This is a genomic window from Rhizobacter sp. J219, assembly GCF_024700055.1.
Lineage (GTDB): Bacteria > Pseudomonadota > Gammaproteobacteria > Burkholderiales > Burkholderiaceae_C > Rhizobacter.
The window spans coordinates 956,911-969,751 of the sequence record NZ_JAJOND010000001.1; the positions used below are offsets into that span (position 1 = coordinate 956,911).

16 protein-coding genes are annotated in these 12,841 nt (G+C 65.1%); 3 read left to right on the top strand and 13 right to left on the bottom strand.

Going from position 1 to position 12,841, the window contains the following annotated elements:
- Window positions 1-2: 2 nt before the first annotated feature.
- The 12 genes from LRS03_RS04300 to LRS03_RS04355 all read right to left on the bottom strand — a co-directional run bounded on the left by LRS03_RS04300 (window position 3) and on the right by LRS03_RS04355 (window position 9,233).
- Window positions 3-302 (bottom strand): PAAR domain-containing protein, encoded by a 300-nt coding sequence (locus tag LRS03_RS04300; RefSeq protein ID WP_257824031.1) that lies wholly within the window; start codon window positions 300-302, stop codon window positions 3-5.
- Between the two features lie 10 nt (window positions 303-312).
- Entirely contained in the window at window positions 313-2,106 is a 1,794-nt protein-coding gene (gene vgrG, locus LRS03_RS04305; RefSeq protein ID WP_257824036.1) for a type VI secretion system tip protein VgrG, read from the bottom strand.
- 3 nt (window positions 2,107-2,109) lie between these two features.
- A complete protein-coding gene (locus LRS03_RS04310; RefSeq protein WP_257824039.1) occupies window positions 2,110-2,805 on the bottom strand; it encodes a CIS tube protein in 696 nt (231 codons plus the stop codon).
- Window positions 2,806-2,839: 34 nt separating this feature from the next.
- Entirely contained in the window at window positions 2,840-3,025 is a 186-nt protein-coding gene (locus LRS03_RS04315; RefSeq protein ID WP_257824041.1) for a DUF5908 family protein, read from the bottom strand.
- A 3-nt stretch (window positions 3,026-3,028) separates the two neighbouring features.
- Entirely contained in the window at window positions 3,029-3,499 is a 471-nt protein-coding gene (locus tag LRS03_RS04320) for a phage tail protein (RefSeq protein WP_257824044.1), read from the bottom strand.
- Window positions 3,500-3,504: 5 nt separating this feature from the next.
- Window positions 3,505-3,963 (bottom strand): phage tail protein, encoded by a 459-nt coding sequence (locus LRS03_RS04325; RefSeq protein ID WP_257824046.1) that lies wholly within the window; start codon window positions 3,961-3,963, stop codon window positions 3,505-3,507.
- A 38-nt stretch (window positions 3,964-4,001) separates the two neighbouring features.
- Entirely contained in the window at window positions 4,002-5,570 is a 1,569-nt protein-coding gene (locus tag LRS03_RS04330; protein ID WP_257824047.1) for a phage tail sheath family protein, read from the bottom strand.
- 15 nt (window positions 5,571-5,585) lie between these two features.
- A complete protein-coding gene (locus LRS03_RS04335; protein WP_257824048.1) occupies window positions 5,586-6,431 on the bottom strand; it encodes a hypothetical protein in 846 nt (281 codons plus the stop codon).
- Between the two features lie 16 nt (window positions 6,432-6,447).
- Window positions 6,448-7,023 carry a Pvc16 family protein gene (locus tag LRS03_RS04340; RefSeq protein ID WP_257824049.1) on the bottom strand — a complete coding sequence of 192 codons (576 nt, stop codon included), beginning with the start codon at window positions 7,021-7,023 and terminating at the stop codon, window positions 6,448-6,450.
- 124 nt (window positions 7,024-7,147) lie between these two features.
- Window positions 7,148-7,591, bottom strand: coding sequence for a response regulator (locus LRS03_RS04345; RefSeq protein WP_257824051.1), 444 nt, complete (start codon window positions 7,589-7,591; stop codon window positions 7,148-7,150).
- A gap of 206 nt (window positions 7,592-7,797) precedes the next feature.
- Window positions 7,798-8,436 carry a response regulator gene (locus LRS03_RS04350; RefSeq protein WP_257824053.1) on the bottom strand — a complete coding sequence of 213 codons (639 nt, stop codon included), beginning with the start codon at window positions 8,434-8,436 and terminating at the stop codon, window positions 7,798-7,800.
- A gap of 11 nt (window positions 8,437-8,447) precedes the next feature.
- Window positions 8,448-9,233, bottom strand: a complete 786-nt coding sequence (locus LRS03_RS04355) for a sensor histidine kinase (protein WP_257824055.1) — start codon at window positions 9,231-9,233, stop codon at window positions 8,448-8,450.
- A 547-nt stretch (window positions 9,234-9,780) separates the two neighbouring features.
- On the opposite strand from LRS03_RS04355, the gene LRS03_RS04360 reads away from it, so the two are divergent.
- From LRS03_RS04360 to LRS03_RS04370, 3 genes are all read left to right on the top strand, one after another.
- On the top strand, window positions 9,781-9,972 hold the full coding sequence (locus tag LRS03_RS04360; RefSeq protein WP_257824056.1) for a hypothetical protein: 192 nt from the start codon (window positions 9,781-9,783) through the stop codon (window positions 9,970-9,972).
- An 865-nt stretch (window positions 9,973-10,837) separates the two neighbouring features.
- Window positions 10,838-11,074, top strand: a complete 237-nt coding sequence (locus tag LRS03_RS04365) for a hypothetical protein (RefSeq protein WP_257824057.1) — start codon at window positions 10,838-10,840, stop codon at window positions 11,072-11,074.
- 412 nt (window positions 11,075-11,486) lie between these two features.
- Window positions 11,487-11,831 carry a hypothetical protein gene (locus LRS03_RS04370; RefSeq protein ID WP_257824058.1) on the top strand — a complete coding sequence of 115 codons (345 nt, stop codon included), beginning with the start codon at window positions 11,487-11,489 and terminating at the stop codon, window positions 11,829-11,831.
- A gap of 46 nt (window positions 11,832-11,877) precedes the next feature.
- Here LRS03_RS04370 and LRS03_RS04375 read toward each other — a convergent pair whose 3' ends face one another.
- Entirely contained in the window at window positions 11,878-12,792 is a 915-nt protein-coding gene (locus LRS03_RS04375; RefSeq protein WP_257824060.1) for a hypothetical protein, read from the bottom strand.
- Window positions 12,793-12,841: the final 49 nt, after the last annotated feature.

The window sequence follows — 12,841 nt, forward strand, 5'->3', positions numbered from 1 at the left end:
CGTCACCCGCCGATCATCACCGTGGGGCAGCCCATGACGATGCTGCCGCCATGCGCGGTGCTGTCGCCGATGCGCGCCGCGGGCTTGCCGCCGATCATCACCGTGGCCGAGCCTTTGACGATCGCGTCGGGCGGGCCCACGCAGACTGCGTTGTCGCCCAGCACGGCGGCCGGCAGCTTGCAGATGAGCACCGTGGGCACCCCCGGCCCGATCACCGGCCCGCCCACGTGCGGAATGGGCGGCAGGCCCGGCGTGACCATCGGGCAGGCGTGCATGTCGGTGAGGCGGGCGGCGGGCGGCATGGTCGTGGCTTCAATTGATCATGACCATCGCGCCCTTGACGACGGTCTGCCCGGCGGCCGAGAGTTCTGCGCTCGCGTTGCCCTTGGCGGTGAGGCCGACCTGCGCTTCGCTTGCGATGTTGAGGCCGGCGGTCTTCACGTCGGCCTTGGAGCTGATGCTGATCGCGCCCACCGCGTCGACGGTGATCTTGCCCTTGGCGGTGATGGTGATGTCTTTCGGGCTGTCGAGCGTGATGCCGCTCGGGTTCAGCTCGACCTTGTTGTTGTTCTGGTCCTGCAGGAGGATGGACTTGTCTTTGTCGCTGAGCACGATCTTGTTGTTGCCCGGCGTGGTGACGGTGATGATCTTGTCGGCCTCGTTGAACTCGATCTTCGACTTGCAGCGCGTCACGATGGCCTTGGTGTTGTTGGCCGCCTCCAGCGCATAGGGCGGCACCTGCTTGCTGCTGTAGAGGCTGCCGAGGATGACCGGGTGCGAAGGGTCGTTGTTGAAGTAGCCGAGCACCACCTCGTCACCGATCTCGGGCAGGAAGAAGGTGCCGAAGGTGTTGGAGCCGTGCAGCTGCAGCAGCCGCGCCCACACGCCCTGCGTCTCGGCCTGCATCACCGGCAGCTTGACCTGCACGCGGTGCTCGCCGCCGGGGTCGGCATCGAGCTTCATCACCACGCCCACCTGCAGCCCCTCGACGGCGGGCAACAGGCCGGCCGCACGCGGCGCGCTCACGTCAGGCTGGTCGGTGAACCATTGCGGCGCAAGGCCGAACTGCACCTCGGTCACCCAGTCGCCATCGGCGATCTCGTGGGTGACACCGCTGATGTAGACCTTGCCGCTGAAGCGCTGGCCCACGCCTTCGAGTTCGAGGATGCCGCCCACCGCCGCCTTCGCGCTGCCCTGGAAGCTCAGGCGCCCGCGCAAGCGCGCGAGGCCTGACTTGAGCTGCTGCGCCTTGGCCCACTGGGTGAGCATCTCCTTGGTGGTGGGGGCGGCGGTCTGCAGGCGGAACGAGGCCAGGCCCAGCACCTCGGCAAGCGTGGCCGAGTCGAGGTTGCCCTGCGGGTTCAGCGTGGCGGGGGCGGCCTCGCTGCCGGTGATGACGTCCTGCGTCTTCAGGTCCCACGAGACGGCCTGGGCCGCGGTGTACTGGTGGCGTGCGTCGACCTCGGCGTGGAACTCCATCAGGTCGATGCCGTAGGTGACCTTGAGCACGGCCTCGGCGCTGGTGGACGGCGCCTTGACGGCCACCGTGCCGTCGGTGGCGATCACGAGCAGGCCGTTGGCGTCGGCGCGGGACAGCATGTAGTCCCAGTCGCTGCAGTAGAACTGCACCATCTCCTTGTGCTGGATGGTGGTGGCCTCCACGTCGGCGGTGAGGCCGGCAGCGCCGATGAGCGCGGAGAGGATGTCGCTGTCGGTCTTGTCGATGTAGTTGGCGTTCTTGCGGCCGGCGGTCATCTTCACCGCCTTGTCGCGGCACTCGACCACCAGGCGGGCGTCGTTGTGGCCGGTGATCTGCACCGAATGCTTGAGGGCGATGCCTTCGAAGAGGGTTTCCTCTTCGTCGCCGTAGCCCGCAGCGATCTTGATCGCAGCGCCGGGCTTGAAGTCGGCCGCATCGCTGGCTGGGAATTCCTTGTTGGGCATGTCGCCGTCGGCGATGACCAGCCGGGCCATCGGCACGCGGTTGATGGCCCGGTTGACGCTCACCGAGATGATGCGCATGGCCTCGGGCAGCGCCGTGCCCTCGCTGTACACGGTGATGCGGACGACGCCCTCGGCGCCTTGTTCCGGAGAGGTGGCGGGCATCGCTTACCCCAACGGAGGAAAGTGCAGCTTTGCGCCCGGCTTCAGGTTGCGAAAGTCGGTGAGCTGGTTGTGGCGGGCCACGTCGAGGTAGTAGCCCGGGTCGCCGTAGATGCGGTTGCACAGCAGCGGCAGGGTGTCGCCGTCGAGCACCTCGATCACGTGGGTGAGGTCGGGCGACGAGAGGTTGGAGACCAGCTCGGTCTCGCGCTTGCTCATGGCGCCCACGAACGACAGGTCGACCTTCGCGCGCAGCGGCGCACCGCCCGGCTTGAAGAGCGTGTAGTGGGTCGACATGCTCTGCATGCGGCCGAAGAAGATCAGCGTGCCCCACAAGAGGCGCACGCGGCCCGGCTCGTGCTGCTGGCCGTCGTACTGGTAGACGACCTTGTTGAGCTGGTCGAGCTGGGTTTTCACGTCGCGCCGGGTCTCGCCGGTCTGCAGGGGCACGACGCCGGTGCCGTCGATCACGAGCGCGAAGCTGAGCGTCTCGGTGTCGGTGGCGCTGTACTTCGGGTCTGTCGCCGGCTGGCCCTGGGCCTTCTTCTTGTCGTAGACGATGCCGCGGCTGTGCTTCACGTCGGCCGGGTTGAGCATGACGGTGAAGGAGACCGAGTCGTCGATGGTGGTGGTGCCGGTGTCGCTGACCTTGTAGCGCACCAGGGTCATGCGGCTTTTCTCGGCGAGGCTGGTGTCGGGCATGGCGCAGGCTCGTGTCGTCTCGTCTCGGTGTTGTCTAGCGCTCGCGGGCGTCTTGGAGTCGTTGGGCAAGCCAGGTCTTGCACTCGGCAAGGATCTCTTCCTTCACCTCTTCCTTGACCTGTTCGCGGGCCTGCTCCGTCCACGGGGCCGGCGCATGGCCCGGCACCGGCGCGGTGTTGACCTGCGACTTGATCAGCAGCTGCCGCACTTCGATCGTCATGGCCTAGACCTCCCGCTTGGAAAACGCATAGCTCAGCTCGATCTTCTCGACTGCCACCTCGTTCTTGGTGGCGTTGAAGGGCTCCACCTCCAGCTTGACCGGCCAGGCGTTGTCGAACGACCAGGCGCGCAGCGGCCGGCCCAGCCCGTCGAGCAGGAAGAGGTGCACCTGCTTCGGGAACACCGGCCGGTTCAGTCCGCCGTCGAGCACCGCCTGGCACCACATCAAAAGCCGCGAGCTGTTGGGCGCGATGCCGCGCTTGAGCACGAGCTTCGGGTGCTTCACCGCCTTGGGCAGCGCGAGCACGTAGCGGTTCTCGCCGCCTTCGACCACGGGTTCGGTCTCCATCTCGGGCGCTATGCCGCTCACCTCGCGGAACGAGCTGTCGGCATCCTGCGGATTGGTGCCGAAGGTCACCGTGAAGTAGAAGGCCGCGGGCGGGTCTTGCGGCCGGGTCCACAGCACATCAGGCATGGGCGTCAGGCATTCGCGATGGTCAGGCCCTCGTGTGCGATCACGATCGTCTCGACCGCGACTTCATTGCCGGTCGACTTGAGGTCGGTGCCGGTGATCTTGGTGGGCCAGGCATTGGCCAGCGTCCACACCATCGTGGGCGAGCCGGCTTCGTCGAGCAGGCTGATGGTCACGGGTTTTCGCTTGATCGTGTTCATCTTGATCTCGTTGAACCAGTCCCAGAACTTGTTGTCGCTCTTGAAGACGCCTTTCTTCATCGTGACGTCGCTGTATTTCTTGATGCCCGGCATCTTGATGACCGAGAACGAGGGGCTGTCGCCGTGCCGGTATTCGAGCGGCTGCGACTCCACGTCGAGGCCCGAGACTTCCTGGAAGGACATCACCGCCGAATCCCACTTCACTTCGAAACGGAACTTCGGAAGAGGCCACACCGTGGTCGATTGCGCGGAACCGTCGTCTGCCATGTCTTACTCCACCTGGTTATGTGTTGAATGAGGGGCGATCAGGACTTCTGCATCTGCTGCTGGAAGGTGATCTCGATGAACTCGGCCGGGCGGCTGATGGCCACGAGCACGGTCACGCGCAAGATGCCTTCGAGCACGTCTTCGGGCGTCATCGTCTCGCCCAGGCCCACGTGCACGCTGAACGCGTCGTCGGGCACCGCGCCGGCGAGACCCCCGCGCTTCCACACGCCGGTGAGGAAGTTCTGGATCATGCTTTTGATGGTGACCCAGGTGTTGGCCACGTTGGGCTCGAACACCATCGCCTTGGCCGCCAGCCGGCACGACTCTTCCAGCATGATCATCGTGCGGCGCACGCTGATGTAGCGCCAGTCGAGGCTGTTGCCGTCGAGCGTGCGTGCGCCCCACACCAGCACGCCTTCGCCGATGAAGGAGCGGATGGCGTTGATCGACTTGCCCTGTGTGGTGACGTTCAGGTCTTCCTGGTCGTCGGCCGAGAGGTTGACCGCGGGCGAGATGACGCCGTTCACGCTCACGTTGGCCGGCGCCTTCCACACGCCGCGGGTGTTGTCGACCATGGTGTAGATGCCGGCCATGGCGGCGCCCGGTGGCAGCAGGTTGAGCTTGTTCTTCAGCTCGCCCATCATGGTGTTGAACATCGGGCTCAGCGCTGCGAGGCTCTTGTTGAGTAGCGCCATCTGCATGCGCGCGGTCTGCTTCTTGTCCTTCTCGGCCGACTTGGTGTCTTCCTTGATCCAGTCGTCTTCCGACTTCGGGATGTCGTTGACCGCCTTCCACTGGGCTTCGAGCTTGGCGGGCGCGTTCTCGGGCAGGGCGTCGGGCAGGCCGAGTTCGGTGCGCAGCAGCTTTTGCAGCTGGTCGGGGTTGGCAATGTTGCGGTAGGTCAGCTCGTTGTCCTGCACGACCGTGGTGTTGACCCACGGGTAGTAGGCCGCGGCGTAGTCGAGGAAGTTGATGCCCAGGTCGTTGCGGAACTGGCCGATGCACTCGACCGGCGTCTTCCAGCCCTGCCACACGTCAAGGATGGCGACGCGGTTCTTCATCTTCCCGCAGTGCATCAGCATCGCCTGCTGCACGCTGATGCTCTCGGGCTGCTTCATCAGCATCGCATCGGGAATCACGATCATCGTCGGCTCCTGCTCCAGGATGAGCAGGTCGATCGCCTTGGTGAAGAGGTCGGGGTTGATGCTGTCGGAGTCGTAGTCGCCGACCGAGATCACGTAGCAGGGCCCGCCGCCGTTCTGGAAGAACTGCCGCATGCCGTAGTAGAGGAGGAAGCGGCCGCCGTCCTTGGCCACGGGCTGCTCCAGCGTGAACTCGTCGTCGCCGAGTTTGAAGGCGGTGGGCTCGGTCTTCTCGGGCGCCTGCGGCTTGATGGTGAACCTGGGCGACGGCCCGAAGCCGAAGTACTGGTGGTACTCGGCCAGCGAGCTGATGCGCCAGGGTTTGCCGGTGAGGCTCTTGCCCGCGTTGTCGGCAGTCTGGGTGTAGCCGATGAAGGCTGGCACGGCGGTCGCGACTTCGACCACCGAGTTGGGGAACGCGTTCTTCTCAACGATATAGACACCGGGTGTCTTCATCACGCCCATGAGAGCCTCCTGTGGTTAGACGGTGGATAGAGAGGGGTGCACGTAGATCTCCGAGACCCAGGTGGGCACCCCGCCCAGGGTTTCGCGGTTGAGTTGCGATGGCGAAGCCACCGGCAGACGTTTGACGAGCACCTTGTCGGCGCCCGCCGCGCCGGCCCGGCGCAACTGGAAACGCTGGGATGAGCGCTCCTGCAAGGTGATGGGTTCGGCCGAGCGCACGACCAGCATCGGCCGTCCGTCGGGCAGCCGCTCGTCGACGGGCGGGCCGAAGCGCAGCGACTGGCCGAGGTCGACCACCTGCAGCGCATCGGGCTCTTCGGCCAGCTCGCCGAAGAGGCAGTATTTCCAGACGGTGGCGCGGGCTTCGAGCCGGCAGACGTAGCGACGCGGCACGTCGAGCGCTTCGGCATCGAGCGACAGCCTGACGATGAAGTGCGGCGGCACACGCCGGCCCAGCGCGCTCAGCACGCCATCAAACTCGGGCGCGTCGAGCGGCAGCGTGTCGGCCTTGAGCCGCCAGCGGCCGTCGTCGCCGCGTGCGGTGCCCTGGGTGTGGAACACGCGCAGCGATTGCTGCGAGCCGAAGTCGCCCTCGGTGTAGTTGGCGAAACGCGCATCGGGCCCGTGGCCGCGGAAGTGGAACACCAGCTCCGACTGCTCGGCCAGCCGGCCCAGCGCCAGGCTCATGTTCACGTCGCAGGCCACGAAGAGGCCACGGTCGGTATGGCGCAGCAGGCCGCCCGCACGCCCGATGAGCCGTTGCGTGGCGGGCGTGGGCGTGAGCTTCAGGCCGCGACACACGCCGCCGGGGAAGTAGGAATGCTCCACCTCCAGGCTGAAGAGCGGCTGGAATGCACCCATGGCGTCTGTTCTCGCGCTATGCCGACACGCCGGCCTGCGGCTGCGCGACGTAGGGCGCCTGGCCGCTCAGCTGGGCGGTGTCGATGGCGACCATGCGCACGCGGTAGAGCACCGAGGGCATGTACTTGCCGCTCAGGATGCCCCAGAGGTTGCTCAGGTCGGCGATGCTCAGGTTCTCGATGTCGAGCATCAGCTTCTCGATGCGCGCGTCGAGTTCCGGCGTGTTCTGGTGGTCGAGCACCGGGCGGCTCTGGAAGAACGCGATGGTGTGCGAGATGAACTTGAGCGCCTCGGGGTAGTTGGTGCCGCTGAAGGTGGCGGCAAAGAGCACCAGCAGGTTCAGGTGCACCGGCGCCTGGCTGATGCCCGCGCGGCCGAGGCCGCCGTGGCTGAGCGCCGAGGGGCGGTAGGGCAGGGCATCCTTCTCGATGTTGACGAGGAAGAGGGCGAGCTTGTTCGACACCTGCGAAACCAGGTTGCCGTCGGGCTCGGTCAGGTTGGAGACGACCACCAGGTCTTCACCGACCTTGAACGTGCGGCGCAGCGACTGGTTGAGCTGCGCGGCAATGCCGGTGATGGCGGCCGCGATCATCGGGCGCCTCTCCTTGCTGGCCTGCAGACTTCGTTCACGCCCTTGCCTCCGTGGTGCTTCTTGGGTGCCCGGCGCAGTGCTGCCAGGGCGCTGCCACGTTAGCGGCGCGTGGCGGCGGCGTTAATCAGCAGAAAACGGAGATTGGGTCGCCGGAAGTCTGAGCGCGGCGCAGTGTGGTGCTGAGGTGATGCCGGCCTGCGGCGACCTCGCCGACGGCGTGGATCAGCTCCGCCGGTGGGTCGTCCTTCAGCACATAGCCGTGGCAGCCCGCCTCGGCGGCTGCGCGCACCAGCGGCAGGTCGTCGTGCCACGAGAGCATGAGGATGCGCAGGCGCGGCCAGCGTGCCAGCAGCAGGGCGGCGACCGAGAGGCCATCCAGATCGCGCAGCTCCATGTCGAGCAGCACCACGTCGGGCGGCTGCGGGGCGCAAGCGGCGATGGCGCGCACAGCGGCGTGGCCGCCGTCGGCCTGCACGACCACCGACCAGCCGGGCTGCCGCTCAAGCAGCCGCTGCAGCGCGCCACGCATCGCAGCGTGGTCGTCGACGAGGGCGATGCGAAGGGTCATGCGAAGTGCGGGGTTCGGCGCCCGGCATCTTCAAGCGCGGGCAAACCCGCGCCCATCCGTCAAATGCTGAAAGCGCCGTCGGGAAAGACGGACTCTGCGCTGCCCGCGGTCTGAGCGGGGTCAGGTGGCCGGGTGGGCCTTGGCGCGGCGGGGCGGCTTCTGCGTCGCGTGTGCGAGGCTCGTGCGGCAGGGCGCTTCAAGCGGATTCAGTCCCTCGCGGATGGCATAGCGGGTGGAAACTCGGCGATGCTTTCGATGTGCAGCTTGTGCAGCACGTTCTCGCGGTGGGTGGCCACCGTCTTGGTGCTCAGGTGCAGCTGCTCGGCGATCTGGCTGGTGGAGTGGCCTTCGGAGAAGAGCTGCACGATCTCGCGCTCGCGCGCTGTGAGCTGCGAATGGGCGCTGCCGGCTACGCTCGCCCCGCGCGAGCGGTAGCCTTCGACGAACACGCCCACCAGCGCCGGGCTCAGGTAGATCTGTTTCGCCATCACCTTGCGAATGGCGTGGGCGAGGTCGTCGAACGACGAATCCTTCAGCACGTAGCCTGCCGCACCGGCGTCGATGCCGGCGAGCACCATGCGGTCTTCGTCGTGCACCGACAGGCACAGCACCTGCACCGAAGGCGCTTCGGTGCGCACACGGCGGATCGCCTCGATGCCGTTGAGCCCGGGCATGGCGAGGTCGGTCACCAGCACGTCGGGCTTGAGATCGCAGGCCAGGCGCACGGCGGCGAGGCCGTCTTCGGCTTCGCCCACGAGTTCGAAGCCGGGCTCGCGGCGCAACAGGGCGCCCAGGCCGTCGCGCACGATGCGGTGATCGTCTGCGAGAACGATGCGGATGCTCATGGTGGGGCTCGTCAGGCGTGGGGTTCGGAGGGCACGTCGGCCCGCGGGCGCGGATAGACCGGCACCGGCGCCTCGGCCAGCGGCAGGCTCAGCACCGCCTCGGTGCCGAGGCCGGTCACCGACTCGATCGACAGCGTGCCGCCGATCGACTGCATCTGCGCCTCGATGCTCACCAGTCCGAAGCCACCCTCGGGGCTGAAGCGGCCGGTGACGGCGTCGACGTCGAAGCCCACGCCGTCGTCGACCACGCTGATGCGCAGCTCGCCGGCCGGCTGGTCCATCGTGATCCACAGGTTGACGGCCTGCGCGTGCTTCTGGGCATTGAGCACCAGCTCGCGCACGGTACGCAGCAGCACGGAGCACACGGCCTGCGGCAATGCGGAGGTCGACGGCGCCGGCGCAGGCTCGCACGACAGGTGCACCCGCATGCGCGAGATGCGCTGCATGCGCTGCACCAGGCTTTCGATCGCGGCGGCGAGGCCCAGCTGGCGCAGCACGGCCGGGTGCAGCTCGAAGGTGGTGGCGCGCGTGGCCTGCGCGGCCTGGTAGAGCAGTGAGCGGATCTCGTTCACCACGTCGGCCTGAGCCGGCTCGGCGACCAGGCTGTGCCCCAGCTCGCCAAGGCGCATCTGCGCCATCGCCAGCAGCTGGCCGATCTCGTCGTGCAGCACATGGGCGATGCGCTGACGTTCGCGCGCCTCGGCAACGGTGAGTTCGTAGGCGAGCGTCTGAAGGCGGCGGCTTGCGGCGCTGCCCCCGGGGTCAGGGTGGAACGGGAGAGGTGACGCGCTCGACATGGACGCCTTTGTCGATGTGCCTGTAGTGACGAGGGGACGAGAGGGGCGCCAAGGTATCGTGCGGCCCCTGTTTGCGTCAACCTGTAAGCGTTGACAGCTTGCGCTGCGAACCCCCTGGGGCTGTCGCGCAATCAACGCGGATGCTCCGGCCCCGACGCAGGCCACAGCGGCCCGCATGAAGCTCATTCGTTCGCTGGCGCTGACGGCGCTTCTTTTCACGTCCATGGCGGCGGTCGCAATCACTCCTTTGAGCTTCGCCGGCCATGCTTCTCCGGAGGCAGCATGCGCTGCTTGGGCGAACAGGCCCTCGGGAACGTCACAGCCAGAGATACCGGACGCGGTCATATCGGGTGCACATTGAAGGACGGAGATCAGACCTTCAGTCAGGAAAGCATCGGCACGGCGATGTGCCCTGAAAACTCCGAGCCGGTTTCGTTGCGTCAATGCAAGTGCAACGAACGGAGAACACGGCCCTCATCGCCGACCCTGCGAAAGCCGGCCATGCGGTACCGAGTTCAAGGGCCTCGGAGCGCTGAGCAGCCTCCTGATGGACATCACGACGGCCCAGGAGCAAGACCGCAAGCTTTCAACAGATGGCGGCAAGTCCAACTACAAATACCTCACCTATACGCGCGGCCTCTGCCGCGATCCGAAAACGCAGATGGCCGTAAAGATCCCGCCTGGTGCCGACCGGAGCAAGATCAAGGGGAACGGGGACTGTCCTTCCAGTTGGAAATAGCCGGCGCGGACTGAGCGTGAAAGAGGTGCGGATGTAAGGAGGCTGGCGCCACAATGTATATTATGTAAACTAATGCACTCGCGCGTTGAACAGCGGAGACACTATGCTCGCCGCCACCCCATGAGCCACCCTCGAGCCGCCGATGCAACTCAAACGCGTTTTCTACGTTAGCCAGTGCGACACCGACCTGGCGGGCGTGCAAGCCATCGTTGCGGTGGCGCGCGAACGGAACGCGCGCGAGAGTTGGACGACATAAAGCTCCATAACGTTTGAGCCGATTTGCGACAACAACTTCCAGACTTTTCGTTGGTCACTGTTTTGTGATTGCACGCACCTTCTCTGCATTTGAGCTTGCACCCCGGTCGCCCAGTGTTGTCGCATGAACCATGAGTCGGACTCTTGTGCCTGGGTCAGGCGGACCAGACTTCTGACTTGAATCCTGCTTCGCTACGGCCTAACCAACCAACTGAACCACAGATGCACGTCTGCTAAGAGCAGATCCTATCTATGCACTGCGCAAACGGCACGCAGTTTTTTTGGGTCGCTCCTTTGCGTCGCAATGAGGCTCCTAGCGCCATCGAAGTCGCAGGATGATGTCCCGGATGACTACTCCGGTCGCAAGCTTCTGATCAGTTAGTTAATCCAGGATCAGCTGCACAAGGTTCAGGCTGGCCATCGCTTTTTTTGGGCAGCCTGAACCGATCCACGGGTACCCCGTACGCTTAGCCCTTGTGGACCACACAAGTTCGTACATGGGCGAATTCCGTCAACGCAACACTTGTTACGAATACTGGTTAACATTAGTCCGCTAATGTTCGTTCGCTATCGTCCGGGTTTTCCGGCGAGCCCTCCTGAAAGGGAGCTTATGAAGTACCCCGAGTTCAGCGAGTCCAAGATGTCTGGCGACGACATCCCGAAGGTGGCTGCAGAGGCTGGTTGGCACGCGCATAACCGAGCCATGAATCGCCTTGGAAAGGTTGTGCGAAGCCTGAATGGGCAAATCGTCGAAGCCAGCGCCGATGGGACTGTTCGGACCCTCGCGCCCTTGCCTAAGCCGACTTTGGTCAAAAAGGGCTTGGTGCTCAAGCGCCGAGCCAAGTGACGTCTCCTGATCAGCCGCGCTTGCGGCTATTTGCTGGGCCGAACGGCTCCGGCAAAAGCACTGTGGTCGAAGTACTGACCCGGAGTCAACTGGGCGTCTACGTCAACGCAGATGACCTGGAGCGAGCTTGGAAGCGCACCGGCTCGTATGACATTGCAAGGTATCAGCTTGGCGAGGAACAGGCCAAACGCTGGTGGCCAAGTCTTCAAGCTTCGCCGTTGATGAACGCTACAAGGCTGCAAGCCTTGGAAGGCGCGATCAAGGTGGAGGGAACCACCTTGTTCGTGGACCCCGGGAAGGTCAACTCATACCTCCCAGCCGCCACGACGGATTTCATTCGCCAAGAACTGCTCGAGCTGAGGATGACGTTCACCTTCGAAAGCGTGATGTCTCATGCGAGCAAGGTAGGCTCTTGCGCAAGGCTCAAGCGTCCGGCTATAGAACCTACCTCTACTTCATCGCGACAGACGATCCGGCTATCAATGTGGCTCGGGTCAAGCAACGGGTGGAACTGGACGGGCACCCGGTGTGTGAGGAGAAGATCAGGAAGCGCTACTACGAGTCGATCGCACTCTTGGAAGACGCTGTGGCCGCCACGAACCGTGCCTACATCTTCGACAACTCGGGGGATCGCCACGTCTGGCTTGCCGAGATCACGGATGGTGAGGAGCTGACGCTGCATAGCGACGAACTTCCCCAGTGGTTCACCACCAGCTCGCTCTGGCAGGCTTTCCAGGGCGATGCGGCTTCGTCGTAGCTCGGTGCGGACCAGCCGCTCCATCTCAAGTCGACACAGCTGAACATCATCGCGAGGCGGTCTCCGCCTGGCGCGGTGCAAACTGCTCACAGTGCCGGCGGTAGGCCGTCCGCAGCAGGTCTATTGCCTTCCAGGCGGTCGTGTCGACCACTTCTATGCTCGGCGCAGCAAGCCGACCGACAAACCCCTCTGCGGTCCTGATCAGGTAGGCGTGCGGTCTGCCCTTCTCGAACAAGCGAAACCGTCGAATGTCCTGACTATCCAAACCACGGTGTGGCTTTGCGGCGTCCATGACTTGCCACCCGTTCTCCCAAGAGAATCTGAGGCAGGGGCCGCGAGCGACGGCTTTGAGGGAGTCGGACCGGCCCGACTGTTTCTTCGCCTGCCGCTCCCGACGCACATGTTTGCTCGAGCGTGGTGCGGGCGGCAACCTCCCCGGCACGGAGCCAGTGGGCCTGCGAAACGTGGCAGAGCCGTCTGCCCTCACCTGCCCTCTCAGGATCGGTGGGTCCGCCTCGATGCGCGATTCCCTGGTGGCAAACCCACATGCCGCCATGTCTTCTGCGGCGCTGACCGCCCTTCCCCATAGATCGAGCAGGACCGTCTCGGCGGCGTGCCACTGGAGCCACTGGGCCTGCCCCTTCGACTTCGCTTCGCGGTCGATGCTGACGGGCAGGTGGTGCAGCAATTGACCAAAGTCCAGGTGGATGGACTGCCTGGCGAAGCTGCCGCGCTGTGGAAGACCGGCACGCTTGCCCCAACGACGTTGCAAGACGTTGGGCTCTATCGAGCACAACCACAGGAGAAACGCCCAGGCGAGCCGATCTTTCTGGCACTTTGCGATCTGCTGCCCTAACGCGCTGGGGTCCTGCAGCGCGATGAGCCTGGCGATCCGGGCGTTCGCCTGCGGCACCACGTGGCGGCTGATGTGTCGCTGCAGAGCGTGGTACACGTGGTGCATCGCACGCTCGGCCGACCCGCCCCCTCCCCACATCGGGCGCTCGCGATCA